Source organism: Micromonospora sp. CNB394 (assembly GCF_000374985.1).
Lineage (GTDB): Bacteria > Actinomycetota > Actinomycetes > Mycobacteriales > Micromonosporaceae > Micromonospora > Micromonospora marina.
Genome location: NZ_KB895825.1, coordinates 685,322 through 701,026, shown reverse-complemented (window position 1 = coordinate 701,026; position 15,705 = coordinate 685,322). Strand labels below are relative to the sequence as shown.

At 72.5% G+C, this 15,705-nt stretch carries 16 protein-coding genes; 11 read left to right on the top strand and 5 right to left on the bottom strand.

The window, feature by feature from the left end:
• Positions 1–116 precede the first annotated feature (116 nt).
• From sthA to C569_RS0103225, 3 genes are all read right to left on the bottom strand, one after another.
• Positions 117–1,520 (bottom strand): Si-specific NAD(P)(+) transhydrogenase, encoded by a 1,404-nt coding sequence (sthA, locus tag C569_RS0103240; protein WP_018784392.1) that lies wholly within the window; start codon positions 1,518–1,520, stop codon positions 117–119.
• A gap of 400 nt (positions 1,521–1,920) precedes the next feature.
• Positions 1,921–2,643, bottom strand: coding sequence for an FkbM family methyltransferase (locus C569_RS0103230; protein WP_051090445.1), 723 nt, complete (start codon positions 2,641–2,643; stop codon positions 1,921–1,923).
• 309 nt (positions 2,644–2,952) lie between these two features.
• Positions 2,953–3,333 carry a YccF domain-containing protein gene (locus C569_RS0103225; protein WP_026267643.1) on the bottom strand — a complete coding sequence of 127 codons (381 nt, stop codon included), beginning with the start codon at positions 3,331–3,333 and terminating at the stop codon, positions 2,953–2,955.
• A 101-nt stretch (positions 3,334–3,434) separates the two neighbouring features.
• On the opposite strand from C569_RS0103225, the gene C569_RS0103220 reads away from it, so the two are divergent.
• From C569_RS0103220 to C569_RS0103205, 4 genes are all read left to right on the top strand, one after another.
• Positions 3,435–4,544 carry a Xaa-Pro peptidase family protein gene (locus C569_RS0103220; protein ID WP_018784388.1) on the top strand — a complete coding sequence of 370 codons (1,110 nt, stop codon included), beginning with the start codon at positions 3,435–3,437 and terminating at the stop codon, positions 4,542–4,544.
• A complete protein-coding gene (locus C569_RS0103215; RefSeq protein WP_018784387.1) occupies positions 4,541–5,683 on the top strand; it encodes an acyl-CoA dehydrogenase family protein in 1,143 nt (380 codons plus the stop codon). The genes C569_RS0103220 and C569_RS0103215 overlap by 4 nt, the downstream gene beginning before the upstream one ends.
• Positions 5,684–5,747: 64 nt before the next feature.
• Positions 5,748–5,909, top strand: a complete 162-nt coding sequence (locus C569_RS31670; protein WP_018784386.1) for a DUF433 domain-containing protein — start codon at positions 5,748–5,750, stop codon at positions 5,907–5,909.
• 59 nt (positions 5,910–5,968) lie between these two features.
• Positions 5,969–6,472, top strand: a complete 504-nt coding sequence (locus tag C569_RS0103205) for an Lrp/AsnC family transcriptional regulator (RefSeq protein ID WP_018784385.1) — start codon at positions 5,969–5,971, stop codon at positions 6,470–6,472.
• Here C569_RS0103205 and C569_RS0103200 read toward each other — a convergent pair.
• Positions 6,405–7,016: a histidine phosphatase family protein gene (locus tag C569_RS0103200; RefSeq protein ID WP_026267642.1), complete on the bottom strand. Its 612-nt coding sequence runs from the start codon at positions 7,014–7,016 to the stop codon at positions 6,405–6,407. The genes C569_RS0103205 and C569_RS0103200 overlap by 68 nt on opposite strands.
• A gap of 160 nt (positions 7,017–7,176) precedes the next feature.
• Here C569_RS0103200 and C569_RS0103195 point away from each other — a divergent pair, with 160 nt between their 5' ends.
• Positions 7,177–7,371 carry a CsbD family protein gene (locus C569_RS0103195; RefSeq protein WP_018784383.1) on the top strand — a complete coding sequence of 65 codons (195 nt, stop codon included), beginning with the start codon at positions 7,177–7,179 and terminating at the stop codon, positions 7,369–7,371.
• 63 nt (positions 7,372–7,434) lie between these two features.
• On the opposite strand, the gene C569_RS0103190 is transcribed toward C569_RS0103195, so the two are convergent.
• Positions 7,435–8,841, bottom strand: a complete 1,407-nt coding sequence (locus C569_RS0103190) for a KamA family radical SAM protein (RefSeq protein WP_018784382.1) — start codon at positions 8,839–8,841, stop codon at positions 7,435–7,437.
• 157 nt (positions 8,842–8,998) lie between these two features.
• On the opposite strand from C569_RS0103190, the gene C569_RS0103185 reads away from it, so the two are divergent.
• The 6 genes from C569_RS0103185 to C569_RS0103160 are packed head-to-tail and all read left to right on the top strand — an operon-like array spanning position 8,999 to position 15,676.
• Positions 8,999–10,048, top strand: a complete 1,050-nt coding sequence (locus C569_RS0103185) for a hypothetical protein (RefSeq protein WP_018784381.1) — start codon at positions 8,999–9,001, stop codon at positions 10,046–10,048.
• Positions 10,049–10,052: 4 nt separating this feature from the next.
• The gene (locus C569_RS0103180) at positions 10,053–11,624 is read left to right on the top strand and encodes an amidohydrolase (protein WP_026267641.1); all 1,572 of its coding nucleotides are present in this window, start codon (positions 10,053–10,055) and stop codon (positions 11,622–11,624) included.
• Complete coding sequence (locus C569_RS0103175; RefSeq protein ID WP_026267640.1) at positions 11,621–13,180, top strand: lysine 5,6-aminomutase subunit alpha; 1,560 nt, start codon at positions 11,621–11,623, stop codon at positions 13,178–13,180. Before C569_RS0103180 ends, C569_RS0103175 begins: the two co-directional genes overlap by 4 nt.
• Positions 13,177–13,932: an OAM dimerization domain-containing protein gene (locus C569_RS0103170; RefSeq protein WP_026267639.1), complete on the top strand. Its 756-nt coding sequence runs from the start codon at positions 13,177–13,179 to the stop codon at positions 13,930–13,932. The genes C569_RS0103175 and C569_RS0103170 overlap by 4 nt, the downstream gene beginning before the upstream one ends.
• Complete coding sequence (locus tag C569_RS0103165) at positions 13,929–14,321, top strand: hotdog domain-containing protein (RefSeq protein WP_018784377.1); 393 nt, start codon at positions 13,929–13,931, stop codon at positions 14,319–14,321. Before C569_RS0103170 ends, C569_RS0103165 begins: the two co-directional genes overlap by 4 nt.
• A gap of 20 nt (positions 14,322–14,341) precedes the next feature.
• Positions 14,342–15,676, top strand: a complete 1,335-nt coding sequence (locus tag C569_RS0103160; RefSeq protein WP_026267638.1) for a glutamate mutase L — start codon at positions 14,342–14,344, stop codon at positions 15,674–15,676.
• Positions 15,677–15,705 lie beyond the last annotated feature (29 nt).

Genomic DNA, 15,705 nt, shown 5'->3' with positions numbered 1-15,705 from the left:
CTCCACCCACCCCCTCTCCCCGTCGATCTTGTGCTTACTGCCCGCGTATAGCCGGCATAACGGGCGTGAATCGGGCCGAAAGTGCAAGATCGACGAGGGGAGGGCGGGGGAGGAGGTCAGGTGTCGATCCGGGTGATGTTGCGGATCTTGTTGGCGGCGTCCAGGGCCGCCACCTTGTACGCCTCCGCGAGCGTGGGATAGTTGAACACCGCGTCGAGCAGATAGTCGACGGTGCCGCCGCAACCCATCACCGCCTGCCCGATGTGGACGATCTCGGTGGCGCCGGTGCCGAACACATGCACCCCGAGCAGCCGCCCGTCCCCGGGCGAGACCAGTAGTTTCAGCATCCCGTACGAGTCGCCGACGATCTGCCCCCGGGCCAGTTCCCGGTAGCGGGCGATGCCCACCTCGAACGGGACGGACGCCTCGGTCAGCTCCTCCTCGGTCTTCCCGACGAAGCTGATCTCCGGGATGGTGTAGATGCCGATCGGTTGCAGCTCCGACATGCCGCGTGCCGGTTCGCCGCAGGCGTGCTGGGCGGCCAGCCGGCCCTGTTCCATCGAGGTGGACGCCAGGGCGGGGAAGCCGATCACGTCGCCGACCGCGTAGATGTTGTCGACTGCCGTGCGGTAGTCGGCGTCGACGGAGATCCGCCCTCGGTGGTCGGCGGTGAGCCCGGCCGCCTCCAGCGCGAGGTCGTCGGTCTGCCCCTGCCGCCCGGCGGAGTACATCACCGTGTCCGCGACGATCTTCTTGCCGCTGCGCAGGACGCAGAGCGCGGCGCTGCGGTGCTTCTCCACGGCGGCCACCTCCTCGCCGAAGCGGAAGGTCACCGACAGGTCCCGCAGGTGGTACTTCAGGGATTCGACGATCTCCTCGTCGCAGAAGTCGAGCATCCGCGGGCGGCGCTCGACCACGGTCACCTTCGTACCGAGCGCGGCGAACAGGGACGCGTACTCCATGCCGATCACCCCGGCGCCGACCACGACCATGCTGCGTGGGACGGCCTGGAGGTTGATCACGCCGTCGGAGTCGACGATCGTCCGGTCGTCGAAGTCGACGCTGTCCGGGCGGGCGGGGCGGGTGCCGGCGGCGACGACCGCCTTGTCGAAGCTGACCCGGGTCTCCCGGCCGGAGCCGGCGTCCACCCAGACCGAGTGGGCGTCGGCGAACCGGCCGGTGCCGGTGATCAGCGAGACCTTGTTGCGGGCCAGCTGGTTGCGGATGACGTCGGTCTGCCGGCTGATCACGTGCTGGGTGCGGGCGGCCAGGTCGGCGACGGTGATGTCCTCCTTGACCCGGTAGCTGCTGCCGTAGAGGTCGCGCTGGCTCAGCCCGGTCAGGTAGAGCACCGCCTCGCGCAGCGTCTTCGAGGGCACGGTGCCGGTGTTTATGCACACCCCGCCGAGCATGTCGCGGCGGTCCACGATCGCGACGCGGCGGCCCAGCTTCGCCGCGGCGATCGCCGCCTTCTGTCCACTCGGTCCGGAGCCCAGCACCAGCAGGTCGTAGTCATACACGAGCGCCAGCCTCGCAGGGTCCGGCAACCCGCGCCAGCGGTGGGGCTCCACGCCGGGGTGCAACGCGGCCTCCAGCCCTTCGACCCGTCCCAGTTGACCGACCAGGTCATCAGGCCCGTGAGGCGGCCCTGGTAGGTGTTCCACGCCTGGGCGACCAGCGCCGGGCTCATGTGGCCGCCGCCGGCGCCGACCTGCGTGGGCAGCCCGGGGACCTGCCGGTCCAGCGGTACGCGGATCGTGGTGCCCGGCACGACCAGGCCGGCGTCGAGGCAGTTGGTCTGCGCGACGAAACCGGCCACCGTGCCGGCCGGATACGAGTCATACGCGCCCCACGCGCGATCACGGAGATGAGCAGGGGCGATGCCTTGCGCCGCGTCCCGGGGCTGTCCGGAGTGGACGCTCAGCGGCGGGCGTACACGTCGCCGGAGTTGGCCTCGTCCGGCAGCGCACGCAGGTACGCGGCCACCTCGGCGGCTTGCAGCCAGCCGGGCAGCGCGAACTGCATCTCGTCACCGACCGCCACCGTGAACCGGGTGAAGCCGAGCCCGGTGAGCCGGTCCAGGCAGCGCGCCGCCGCCACCCGGGCGATGGTGGTGAACTCGAACGACAACGCCGGCACCGGCCGGCTCAGCCCGGCCAGCACGGCGTCCTCGAAGCCCTCCACGTCGATCTTCACGAACGCCGGCTCGCCGTACGCGGTCACGAGCGCGTCGAGCGTGGTGCCGGGCACCTCGATCTGCGCGTCCCAGGTCTCGTCCGCCCAGCCGGGCGCCCCGTCGGCGGCGCGGACGAAGCCGGGGGAGGCGGTAGAGACCGTGGGGTTGGCCGAGTTGACGTGCAGCCGCACCGGTCCGGCGGTATGCCCGCACGCCGCCTCCACCACTGTCACCGCGTCGTCGCCCGCGTGCATCTCGCGCAGCACCCGGGCGCACAGCGGTTGTGGCTCGACCGCCACCACGGTCGCGCCGAGGCGGCGGAAGCTGCCCAGCCGGTCGCCCACGTGCGCGCCCACGTCGAAGACGAGGTCACCGGCGCGGACCAGCGGCGCGTAGAACGCGTCCAGGGCGGCGTCGCGCGCCGGGTCGCCGTGGTAGAACTCCAGCGACCGGCGCAGGCCGGACATCGCCGGGTCCGCCTTGAGTGCCTCGATCACCCCGTCCCGCACCCTCCCGACGCTAGCCAGCGCCGCGTCCGTGCGAGCCGCAATCGCGTCCTTCCCGCCACCGAGGGTCGACAATCACCCCATCCTCCTAGGATGGGGTAGGGGTGGTGAGGCTTGTCGCTCTCGGTCCAAGTCGCCGCGCGACAGTGGTGTGAGCGGGAGAGGTGGACAGGGCAGGGGAACGACGGGGCGACGGTCGGCCCGTCGGCGGTCGGCCGTGCCGACCGCCAGCGGTCAGCCGGAACGGCGAGGCGGGCGGCCCGCGTGCCGCTACGGGGTCTCGACGACCTCCTGGCCGAGCGGCCACAGCGCTGCGGGGACCAGCTTGAAGTTGGCCACCCCGAACGGGATGCCGATGATCGTCACGCAGAGCGCGACCCCGGCGAGGATGTGCGACAGCGCCAGCCACCAGCCGGCCAGCACCACCCAGAGCACGTTCGCCAGGCCGGAGGGCAGGCCGGCGCCCGGCTTGGACACGAGGGTGCGGCCGAACGGCCACAGCGAGTACGAGGCGAGCCGCAGCGAGGCGACGCCGAACGGGATGGTGACGACGAGGACGAAGCAGATCAGGGCGGCGATGCCGTAGCCGAGGGCCAGGACGAAGCCGCCGCCGAAGACGAGCCACAGCAGGTTCAGCAGAAAGCGGATCACCACTCCATGGTCGCTCGTGCCCGCAACCGCCCGGCGCGTACGACGGACGCAGCCGTGGGCGGACTCCCGCGCGCACCCAAACGACCGTTAAGCTTCGGGGTGTGGGAATCGAGGAACTGTACCCCGCCGGGCGACTGATCGCGGCCCAGCGCGCCACCGCCGCGGCGGGCCTGGACGCGCTGCTGCTCACCCCGGGTTCCGACCTTCGCTACCTGACTGGCTACGACGCCCGCGAGGGGGAGCGGCTGACCTGCCTGGTCCTGCCCGCCGAGGGTGAGCCGACGCTGATCGTGCCGGTGCTGGAGCGGCCGGACGCCGAGGCCGCGCCCGGCGCCGGGTACCGGATCGTCGACCACGCCGACGGCACCGACCCGTGGCCGCTGGTGCGCGCGGCGCTGCCCGGCCCGGTCCGCGCCCTCGGGCTGGCCGACCGGATGTGGGCACAGCAGGTCCTCGCCCTGCGCGACGCGCTGCCCGGCGCGGCCCAGCGGCTCGCCTCCGACGTGCTGCGGGAGATGCGGATCCGCAAGTCGTCCGCCGAGGTGGCGGCGCTGGCCGAGGCGGGCGCCGCGATCGACGCGGTGCACCTGCGGATGGGGGAGTGGCTGCGCCCCGGCCGCACCGAGCGGGAGGTCGCCGCCGACCTCGCCGCCGCGATCCGGGCCGCCGGGCACGCCGCTGCCGACTTCGTCATCGTCGCCGCCGGCCCGAACGGGGCGAGCCCGCACCACGGCACGTCGGACCGCCCGATCGGCGTGGGCGAGCCGGTGGTGGTCGACATCGGCGGCACCATGCCGTCGGGCTACCGCTCCGACTGCACCCGCACGTACGTCGCCGGCGGTCCCGCTCCGGCCGAGTTCGTGGACTACTACGCGGTGCTGTGGGAGGCGCAGCGCGCCGCCGTGGCCGCCGTGGCGCCGGGCGTGACCGCCGAGGCCCTCGACGCGGTCGCCCGCGACATCATCGGCGCCGCCGGTTTCGGCGACGCCTTCCTGCACCGTACCGGCCACGGCATCGGCCTCGACGGCCACGAGGAGCCGTACGTGGTGACCGGCAACTCCCGGCCGCTCGAAGTCGGCATGGCTTTCTCGGTCGAACCCGGGATCTATCTCGCCGGGCGGCACGGAGCCCGGATCGAGGACATCGTCGTCTGCACGGCGGACGGCGGGCAACGGCTCAACACCATCCCCACGGAGCTCATCGCGCTATGAACGTCGACCGGATCCTGCCCACCGACGAGGCCCACGACCTGCTGGACCTCGCCACCGAACTCGCCGACCGGGAGCTGGCCCCGGCCGCCGCCGGTTTCGAGGCCCGCGCCGAGTTCCCCCGGGAGGTGTTGCGCACCCTCGGCCGGGCCGGCCTGCTCGGCCTGCCGTACGCGGAGGAGCACGGCGGCGCCGCCCAGCCGTACGAGGTGTACCTCCAGGTGCTGGAGATCCTCGCCAGCCGGTGGCTGGCAGTGGCCGAGGCGGTCAGCGTGCACACGCTGTCCTGCTATCCGCTGGCCCAGTTCGGCACCGACGAACAGCGCAGACTCCTGCCGGACATGATCGGCGGGGAGCTGCTCGGGGCGTACTGTCTGTCCGAGCCGCAGGGTGGCTCGGACGCGGCGGCGCTGACCACGCGGGCGGTGCGCGACGGCGACGCGTACGTGGTGACCGGCACCAAGGCGTGGATCACGCACGCCCGGGTGGCCGACTTCTACAACATCTTCTGCCGTACCGGCGGGCCCGGCCCGAAGGGCATCTCCTGCCTGCTGGCCGACCGGTCCACGGCGGGCATCCACCCGCAGGCCGCCGAGCGCACGATGGGCCTGCACGCCTCGCCGATCGCGCAGATCGCCTTCGACGACGCCCGCGTGCCGGCGGAGCGGCTGATCAGCGGCGAGGGCGCCGGGTTCACCATCGCGATGTCGGCGCTGGACTCCGGCCGCCTGGGCATCGCCGCGTGCGCGGTCGGCCTGGCCCAGGGCGCGCTCGACTACGCGGTCGGTTACGCCCGGGAACGCCGCCAGTTCGGCCGCGCGATCATCGACTTCCAGGGGCTCGGGTTCGGCCTGGCCGACGCTGCCACCCAGATCTCCGCCGCGCGGGCGCTCATGCTCGCCGCCGCGCGGCTGCGCGACGCCGGACGCCCGTACTCGATCGAGGCGGCCAAGGCGAAGCTGTTCGCCACGGACGTGGCGATGCGGGTGACCACCGACGCGGTGCAGGTGCTCGGCGGCGCCGGGTACGTCGCCGACCACCCGGTCGAGCGGTACATGCGCGAGGCCAAGGTGCTCCAGATCGTCGAGGGCACCAACCAGATCCAGCGGCTGGTCATCTCCCGCGCGCTGGCGAAGGGCTAGCCTGTCGCGGTGACCTTTCCCCGGATCACCGTGGACCCCGACGTCATGGGGGGGTGCGCCCTGCGTGCGGCAGTCGCGCATCCCCGTGGCCACCCTGCTGGCCATGATGGCCGAGGGCATGTCCGTCACGGACATCCTCACCGATCTGCCGTTCCTGGACGAGGAGGACATGGCGGAGGTGCTGAACTACGCCGCGGACGCGGTGCGCGACCGGACGGCGCGCTGAGCGTCACCGCGGCGGGCCGGGTGCGGCATGGGAGCGCTTTTCCGGCTACTGTGCAGCGCGTGGAGGAGATCGACCGTGCCATCGTAGCCGCGCTGACCGGGGACGGTCGGCTGTCGTACACGGATCTGGCCGAGCGGGTGGGCCTGTCGGTGTCGGCCGTGCACCAGCGGGTCCGCCGGCTGGAGCAGCGCGGGGTGATCAAGGGATACTCCGCGCGGGTGTCGTTCGAGGCGCTGGACCTGCCGCTGACCGCGTTCGTGGCGATCCGGCCGTTCGACCCGTCGCAGCCGGACGACGCGCCGGAGCGGCTGGCGCACCTGCCCGAGATCGACTCGTGCTACTCGGTGGCGGGGGAGGACTTCTACCTCCTGCTGGTGCGGGTGGCCGGTCCGGCCGACCTGGAACGGGTGCTCCAGGAGATCCGCACTTCCGCGAACGTCACCACGCGCACCACTGTGGTGCTGTCCACGCCGTACGAGCACCGGCCGCCGAAGATCAGTGGCGAGTTGTCCGGTCGGGGGCGTCCCCGTCCGTCGGCGGAGCCGGCAGGTTCCACCGCCTGATCACCCGCCGGCCGTGCTCGTGACCGAGCACGCTGAGGGTGGCGGTGTCCAGCCGCAGCAGCGCGCCGGCCGAGGGCGGCAGCCCGATCCAGCGTGCGCCGAGGGCGCGCAGGCTGTGCCCGTGCCCGACGAGCGCGACGTCGCCCTGCTCCAGCAGCGGGGCGGCCCGGTCCAGCACGCGGTCCAGGCGGGCGCCCACCTGCTCCGGTGACTCGCCGCCTTGGCCGCCGTCGGTCCAGATCGTCCAGCCGGGCCGTTCGGCCTGGATTTCCGCGGTGGTGCGTCCCTCGTACTCGCCGTAGTGCCATTCGGCCAGGTCGGGCTCGATGGCGTTCACGGTGAGCCCGGCCAGGGCGGCGGTGCGGGTGGCGCGCTGCCGGGGGCTGGAGAACACCCGGGCGAAGCGCCGGTCGGCAAGCAGGGGAGCCAGCGCGCGTGCCTGCCGCTCGCCGTCGGGCGTCAGGTCCAGGTCGGTGTACGAGGTGTGCCGGTGACTCGCGCTCCACGTGGTCTCGCCGTGGCGGATCAGCAGGATCTCGTTCACCGGCCCAGTCAACCACGACGCCGCGGCCCCGGCCGGGGCGTCCATCTTCAACCTATTGTCCTAGGACGCATGACGCGATGTGCACCGGTCGACAGCGTTTGTGACGACCGGCACCGGGGACGCGGCAAGGGCAAGGCGTAGCCGGACGAGGGAGGGCGACATGAGCTTCACCGACAAGGCGAAGAACAAGGCCCAGGAGATGAGCGGCATGGCCAAGGAGCGCATCGGCGACGTCACCGACAACGAGCGGTTGCGGGCCGAGGGCGCTTCCGAGCAGAGCACGGCGCGCGCCCGGCAGGCCGGGGAGCACGCCAAGCAGGCGGGCCGCGACGTCAAGGACGCCTTCGACAAGTGAGTACGCGAACGGCGGGCCACCTCTGCGATGAGGTGGCCCGCCGTCGTGCGCCTGCGGGTCCTGTCAGTCGTCCTTGTGCGCGAGCCACCAGGCCTGGCCGGCCTCGGGCAGCGTGTCGATCGGGTCGTAGTAGGCGTAGCGCTTGTTCAGTGCCTCCAGGTCCGCCGACTCGATCGAGGTGCGGTAGTTCTTGGTCCAGTACGAGATGCCGCGCTCACGGTCGTAGTCGGTGAGCATGTGCACCCAGCGCTTGCCGACGAACGGCACGTCGCAGACGATCCGCGGGGTGGCGTAGCCGGGCAGGTAGCCCATGATGTCGTGCTGCAGCTGCTGGGCGTGCCAGACCGGGACGCGCCAGTGCTCGGCGTTGGGGATCATGTCGCACATGTAGAAGTAGTAAGGCAGGATGCCCGCCTCGCCCTGCAGCGCGAAGCAGAGGTCGAGCAGGTCGGCGTTTGTCGCGTTGACGCCGCGCATGAGTACGCCCTGGTTGCGGACGTCGCGGACACCGACGTCGAGTGCGGTCTGGGCGGCCTTGGCGACCAGCGGGGTCAGCGACTGGGCGTGGTTGACGTGGGTGTGGATGGCGAGGTTGACGCCGCGGCGGGCGGCGGTGCGGGCGACCCGTTCGAGGCCCTCGACCACGTCGGGCTGGAGCCAGTGCTGGGGCAGGCCCATGAGCGCCTTGGTGGCGAGCCGGATGTCGCGGATCGTCTCGATCTCCAGCAGGCGCATCAGGTACGACTCGAGGTTGCGCCACGGCACGTTGGCGACGTCGCCGCCGGAGACGACCACGTCGCGTACGCCGGGGTGGGCCTTGAGGTAGGTGATGTGGGCGTCGTAGCGGTCGACGGGCTTGAGGGTGAGCTTGAGCTTGTCGACGGCGGGGGTGGAGTTGCCGACGAGGTCCATGCGGGTGCAGTGGCCGCAGTACTGCGGGCAGGTGGAGAGCAGCTCGGCGAGGACCTTGGTGGGGTAGCGGTGGGTGAGACCCTCGGCGACCCACATGTCGTGTTCGTGGAGGCTGTCGCGGCTGGCGTACGGGTGTGACGGCCAGTCGGTGCGCCGGTCGGAGGCGACCGGGATCATGTAGCGGCGGATCGGGTCGGCGAGCAGCGCCTCGGTGCTCATCGGCTGATGCGGTGCCATGGTGTTGAGCATCTGCGGCGGCACCAGCATGGACATGGTGGCCAGGGCCTTCTGGTCGGCCTCCAGGTCGGCGTAGAAGGTCTCGTCGACGGTGTCGCCGAGGACGGCGCGCAGTTGCTTGATGTTCTTGACGCAGTTGACCCGCTGCCACTGGGCGCTCTCCCACTGGTCGCGGGTGACGTGGCGCCAGCCGGGGAAGCGGGTCCAGTCGGGTTCGACGAGGGGCGCGCGGCGGTATTCGTAGGGCTGTCCGGCGGCCGGGACGGTGGGCGGCGCGGTGCGGGGCGTCGGCATGGTCTCCACCGGTTGGGTCTGGGTCACGGCCCCTCCTCGTCAGCGGGTGCGGGTTGATCAACAATTGTGCAGGCTACTGGAAAATCTGCGGTGAAGAAATTAGTCTGCCGTAAGTTTTCCCGCGACGCGACCCCTGGCCGGGGGTTCGGGCGGCTGGACATAGGGGGTAGGCGTGACGTCACCGGTGGGTCTGCACCGAGTCGTGGAACCGGCGGGAGTGCTCCCGCAGGCGGCCTGGCGGCTGGACGCCGATCCGCGGATCGCGGCGAACGAGGTGCGGATCCGGGTCGAGCGGCTGAACCTGGACGCGGCGAGTTTCCGGCAGCTGGCGGAGAAGCACGGCGGCGACGGGGAGAAGGTCCGCGCCGAGGTGCTGGAGATCGTGGCGGCGCGGGGGAAGATGCAGAACCCGGTGACCGGGTCGGGCGGCATGCTGATCGGCACCGTCGAGGAGGCGGGCCGCCGGTCGCCACTGGGGCTGAAGGCGGGTGACCGGGTGGCGACGCTCGTGTCGCTGACGCTGACGCCGCTGACGATCACCGACGGGCTGGCCCGCTGGGACGGGCGCAGCGAGCAGGTGCCGTGCGACGGGTACGCGATCCTGTTCGCCCGGTCGATCGCGGCGGTGCTGCCGCCGGACCTGCACCCCGAGTTGTCCCTCGCGGTGCTGGACGTGTGCGGGGCGCCGGCGTTGACGGCGCGGGTGGTGGCCGAGCAGGTGGCGCGGCGGTCCCGGGAGAGGGATCCGCGTCCGGTGTCGGTGGCGGTGATCGGCGGGGCGGGTAAGAGCGGGTCGTTGTCCCTCGCCGCGGCGCGGCGGGCGGGCGCCGCCCGTACCGTCGGGGTGGTTCCGGTGGCCGCGGAGCGGGACGCGCTGACGGCGGCCGGGCTGGCCGACGTGGTGGCGCTGGCGGATGCGCGGGATCCGGTGGGGTTGTCGACGGCGGTGACGACGGCGCTGGGGGTGCCGGCGGACGTGACCGTGGTGTGCGTGGACGTGCCGGGGTGTGAGCACGGCGCGGTGCTGGCCACGGCGGACGGCGGTACGGTGGTCTTCTTCTCGATGGCGACGAGTTTCGCGGCGGCGGCGCTGGGCGCGGAGGGCCTGGCCGCGGATGTGACGATGCTGGTGGGCAACGGGTATGTGCCGGGGCACGCCACGCTGGCGTTGGACCTGTTGCGGGCCGAGCCGGGGGTGCGCGGTCTGTTCGAGGCTCGTCTGGCGGCAGACTGAGACCATGACGAACCCCTCGACGCTGTATCGCGGTGGAGTGCTGCACTGTCCGGCGGACCCGAGCGCGACGGCGCTGCTGGTGCGGGACGGGCGGATCGCCTGGTTGGGCACGGACGCGGACGTGCCGTCGGCGGACCGGGTGGTGGAGTTGGGCGGTGCGCTGGTGACGCCGGCGTTCGTGGACGCGCACGTGCACGCGACCGATACCGGGTTGGCGTTGTCGGGGCTGGATCTGTCGGCGGTGCGGTCGGCGGGTGAGCTGCTGGACGCGGTGTCGGCGTTCGCGGCGGGTCTGCCGGGTGACGCGGTGGTGCTGGGGCACGGCTGGGACGAGTCGGCGTGGGTGGACGCGGCGCTGCCGGATGCGGCGGAGCTGGATCGGGCGGCCGGTGGGCGGCGGGTGTATCTGTCGCAGGCGTCGATCCATTCGGCGCTGGTGTCGGCGGGGTTGCTGGCGGCGTGCCCGGAGGTGGTGGCGGCGGCCGGGTACGCCGCGTCGGGGTGGCTGCGGCGGGACGCGCATCACGTGGTGCGTGCGGCGGCGTTCGGGTCGGTTTCGCGGGCGCAGCGGGTGGCGGCGCAGCGGCGGGCCCTGGAGCACGCGGCGTCGCTGGGTGTCGCGGCGGTGCACGAGTGCGGCGGTCCGGACATCTCCGACGAGGAGGACTTCACCGGGCTGCTGGCGATCTCGGGGGCCGGGGTGCCGGAGGTGTACGGGTACTGGGGTGAGCTGCTGGGTGCGGCGAAGGCCCGGGAGTTGGGTGCGGTGGGTGCGGGTGGTGACCTGTTCGCCGACGGGGCGCTGGGGTCGCGGACGGCGCACGTGTCGGCGGCGTACCTGGACGGTGAGGCGGGGGCGTGCGGGCACGGGTACGTGTCGGCGGAGCAGGTGCGTGATCATCTGCTGGATTGCGCGGCGCACGGGTTGCAGGGCGGGTTCCACGCGATCGGGGACGCGGCGATCGGGACGGTGCTTGCGGGGTTCGGGCTGGCGGCGCGGTCGGTGGGTGTGGACCGGTTGCGGGCGGCCCGGCACCGGGTGGAGCACGCGGAGATCATGACCAAGGCGTTGATCGCCGGGTTCGTGGAGTACGGGATCGTGGCGTCGATGCAGCCGGCGTTCGACAGGTTGTGGGGCGGTGCGGGCCGGATGTACGAGTCGCGGCTGGGGTTGGCCCGTTCGCTGGAGTCGAATCCGATGGGTGCGATGCACGGGGTCGGGGTGGCGTTGGCGTTCGGGTCGGATTCGCCGGTGACGCCGGTTGATCCGTGGGGTTCGGTGCGGGCGGCGGCGGCGCATCACAATCCGGCGCAGCGGATGAGTGTGCGGGCGGCGTTCGCGGCGCACACGCGCGGCGGGTGGCGGGCGGTGCACCTGGACAACGAGGGTGTGCTGGCGTTGGGGGCGCCGGCGACGTTCGCGGTGTGGGACACCCCGGCGGGCGTGGAGCGGGGGCTGCCGGTGGTGCTGGCGGAGGATCCGGAGGTGCGGGGCGCGGACGATCCGACGCCGCTGCCGGTGTGCCGGGCCACTGTGTTGCGCGGTGACGTGATCTATCAGGAAGGGTCTTCGTGACAGGGAAGCTTGGGCTGGATCCGGCGTTGGTAGCGCGGGCGCGGGAGTTGGCGCGCCGGGCCGGGCAGCCGGTGGTGGATCTGGCGCGCAGCCACACCACGGTGTCGGTGGAGCGGGCGGTGCTGCGGCTGGCCGGGGTGACCGGCGCGGACCCGGACGGTATTCCGTGGGTGAACCGGCTCGTGGACGCGGTGGTCGCGGATGTGGGGCTGGGGCACGGGGTGGCGGTGCCGGTGTTCGACGCGCTGGCGCGTGAGGGCATCGCGGATGTGACGTTGCTGGCGCAGAAGGCGGCGGCGGGGTCGGTGCGGTTCGCGCAGCCGTCGGGGAAGGCGGCGACGGCGGCTCGGCGGGCGTCGCGTAAGGCGGTCGCGGCGGGGATCCGGGCGATCGACCGGCGGCGCGCGGAGCGGGATCGCCTCGTCAAGCGGTTCGGGGATCCGCAACGGCGGCCGTGGATCTACCTGATCGTGGCGACGGGTGACATCTACGAGGACATTCCGCAGGCGCAGGCGGCGGCGCGGGCGGGCGCCGATGTGATCGCGGTGATCCGGTCGACGGGGCAGTCGCTGCTGGACTACGTGCCGGAGGGCGCGACGCGGGAGGGGTTCGCGGGCACGTACGCGACGCAGGAGAACTTCCGGTTGATGCGGGCGGCGCTCGATGAGACGTCGCGGGAGCTGGGCCGGTATGTGCGGTTGACGAACTACGCGTCGGGTCTGTGCATGCCGGAGATGGCGACGCTGGCCGGGTTGGAGCGTCTGGACATGATGCTCAACGACTCGATGTACGGGATCCTGTTCCGCGACATCAACCCGATTCGTACGTTCGTGGACCAGCGGTTCTCGCGGCAGGTGCACGCGCGGGCGGGGATCATCATCAACACCGGTGAGGACAACTACCTGACCACCGCTGATGCGGTGGACGAGGCGCACACGGTGACGGTGTCGCAGCTGCTCAACGAGTTCTTCGCGCACGAGGCGGGGCTGGCGGACTGGCAGTTGGGGCTGGGCCACGCGTTCGAGATCAACCCGGATGTGCCGGAGTCGTTCCGGTTGGAGTTGGCGCACGCGTTGCTGGCGCGGGAGTTGTTCCCGGACGCGCCGTTGAAGTGGATGCCGCCGACGAAGCACATGACCGGGGACGTGTTCCGGGGCAACCTGCTGGACGGGTTCTTCAACCTGGTGGGCACGATGACCGGGCAGGGGATCCTGCTGGTGGGGATGATGACCGAGGCGGTGGTGACGCCGTGGTTGTCGGACCGGGACATCGCGCTGCAGAACGTGCGGTACGTGCTGGGCGCGGCGGGCGGGTTGCACGAGGACTTCGTGCCGGCGCCGGGCGGGTTCATCCAGCAGCGGGCGCACCGGGTGCTCGGTGAGGCGGTGGATCTGCTGGAGCGCATCGGGGACCAGTCGTTGCTGACGGCGATCGCCGAGGGCACGTTCGGGATCATGAAGCGGCCGGCGGACCGGGGCAAGGGCCTCGATGGTGTGGCGCGGCACGAGGCGGACTACGACAACCCGGCCACCGAGATCCTGGAGCAACCCCGGTGAGTGAGAAGACTGTCGTGCGGCCGTACGGGGACACCACCGGTGACGGGATGGTGCAGGTGTCGTTCACGTTGCCGGTGCCGCACGACAAGCGGGCCGAGGGCGCGGCGGTGCAGCTCGCGAACAGGATGGGCATGGACCCGGCGATGCTGGTGCACGCCAAGCCGATCGGTGACGGGTTCACGTTCTTCGTGGTGTACGGGCGGGTGAACCACCTGGTGGATCTGGCGAAGGTGCAGGTGGTGGAGCGTGACTATCCGCTGCTGTCGGCCAAGGAGGTGAACGCGGTGGTGAAGCGGCAGTTGCGGCGCAAGCTGTCGGTGGTGGGCGCGTGCATCGGCACCGACGCGCACACGGTCGGCATCGACGCGATCCTCAACGTCAAGGGCATCGCCGGGGAGAAGGGCCTGGAGTACTACCGGGAGCTGAAGGTCACGAACCTGGGCGCGCAGGTGAGCGTGCCGGAGCTGGTCGAGGCGGCCCGGCGGGAACGCGCCGACGCGGTGCTGGTGTCGCAGGTGGTGACGCAGCGCGACGCGCACCTGCACAACACGCGGGAGATGTCGGCGGCGTTCCGGGAGGCGATGCCGGCCGGGCGCCGGCCGCTGCTGATCGTGGGTGGGCCGCGGTTCGACGAGACGATGACCGGTGAGCTGGGCGTGGATCGGATTTTCGGCCGGGGCACCACTCCGGGTGAGGTCGCCAGTTACCTCGTCCACGCTTTGATCACCTCCAGGAAGGCGAACACTCCATGAGCGATCCGCGTGTCGGTCTGACCGTCGTCCACCGCCGGTACGTGCCGTACTCCCACGCCCACTACGCGGGCAACCTGGTCGACGGGGCGTACGCGCTGGGGTTGTTCGGGGACGTGGCCACCGAGGTGTGCATCCGTACCGACGGCGACGAGGGGTTGTTCGCCGCGTACGCCGATGTGCAGTTCCGGGCGCCGATGAAGGCCGGTGACGTGCTGGAGGTGACGGCGACGGTGACCCGGGTGGGCACGCGCAGCCGCACCATCGACTTCGCGGCGACGGTGGTGTGCCGGGGGCGCCCGGACCGGGGCGAGTCGGCCGCCGAGGTGCTCGACGAGCCGATCGTGGCGGTCACCGCGACCGGCACGGTGGTCGTGCCCCCGTCGGCGTGAGTGGACAGCCGGGCGTGAACGTGAGCGCTGTCGTCTGCGCCGACGTCGGGTCGACGTACACGAAGGCGGCGGTGGTGGACGTCGACGGCGGCCGGCTGGTCGCGGCGGCGTCGGCGCCCACCACGGTGGGTACGGATGTGCTGCACGGCCTGGACACCGCGGTCGGCGCGGCCGTCGCGTCGGCGGGGGTCGCTGAGGTGCCCTGGTACGTGTGTTCGTCGGCCGGGGGCGGGTTGCGCCTCGCGGTGGTGGGTTACGAGCCCCTCGTCACCGCTCAGGCGGGCCGGCGGGTCGGTCTGTCGGCGGGCGCGAACGTGGTGCACGTGGCGGCCGGGTGTCTGGGTGGGGCGGACGTGGCGGCGTTGCGGGCGGCCCGCCCGGACGTGGTGCTGCTGGTGGGCGGCACCGACGGCGGTGACGCGGAGACGGTGACGCACAACGCGACGCGGCTGGCGAGGGCCCGGTTCCGGGTGCCGGTGGTGCTCGCGGGCAACGCCGACGTGCGCGACGACCTGCACGCGCTGCTGGCGGGCGCGGGGGTGCCGGTGACGGTGGCGGACAACGTGCTGCCCCGCATCGGGGTGCTGGAGCCGGCGTCGGCGCGGGCGGCGATCCGGGAGGTGTTCCTGCGGCACGTCATCGGCGGCAAGAAGCTGTCCCGCGGGGCCCGGTTCGCGCGGCTGGTCCGCGCCGCCACCCCCGACGCGGTGCTCACGGGCGTGGAGGTTCTCGCCGGGACGCTCGGCGGTGACCTCGCAGTGGTGGACGTGGGCGGGGCCACCACTGACGTGTACTCGGTGCTCACCCCCGACGAGCGCGACAGCGGCCCCGGTCAGGAGGTCGCCGGGACGCTGTGGCGGGCCCGCACCGTCGAGGGTGACCTGGGCATGCGGTGGAGCGCGCCTGGTGTGGTGCGCGCCGCCGTCGAGGAGCGGCTGCTCGACGCGGCCGAGGAGCCGCAGCTGGCGGCCGCGGCGGCGGTACGGGCCGCCGACCCGGGGTTCCTGCCCGCCGGTGACGGCGAGCGGGCGGTGGACCGGCGTATCGCGGCGCTGGCCGCGACCGTGGCGTTGCGGCGGCACGCGCGGGGCGCGGCGACGGGGGAGCGGGCCGGGCGGGACCTGCGGGAGGTGAAGCTGCTCGTCGGCTCCGGTGGGGTGCTGCGGCACGCCGAGCCGGGTGCCGCGGAGGCGGTGCTGGACGCGGTGCTCACCGATCACGCCGGCGGGTGGGCGTTGCCGCGGGCGGCCCGCCCGGTCGTGGACGTGGACTACGTGCTGGCCGCCGCGGGGCTGCTCGCGCAGGAGCATCCGGGTGCGGCGGCGGCGATGCTGCGGCACCACCTGGGTGCCTGAGCCGCGCTCAGGAATCGAGACGCGCCGAC

Bases quoted from the DNA above. Each gene is read 5' to 3' on its own strand.
- C569_RS0103195 (WP_018784383.1), top strand. From the start codon at position 7,177: ATGAGCTTCACCGACAAGGCGAAGAACAAGGCCCAGGAGATGAGCGGC.
- C569_RS0103165 (WP_018784377.1), top strand. From the start codon at position 13,929: ATGAGCGATCCGCGTGTCGGTCTGACCGTCGTCCACCGCCGGTACGTG.
- C569_RS0103180 (WP_026267641.1), top strand. From the start codon at position 10,053: ATGACGAACCCCTCGACGCTGTATCGCGGTGGAGTGCTGCACTGTCCG.
- C569_RS0103215 (WP_018784387.1), top strand. From the start codon at position 4,541: ATGAACGTCGACCGGATCCTGCCCACCGACGAGGCCCACGACCTGCTG.
- C569_RS0103230 (WP_051090445.1), bottom strand. From the start codon at position 2,643: ATGTCCGGCCTGCGCCGGTCGCTGGAGTTCTACCACGGCGACCCGGCG.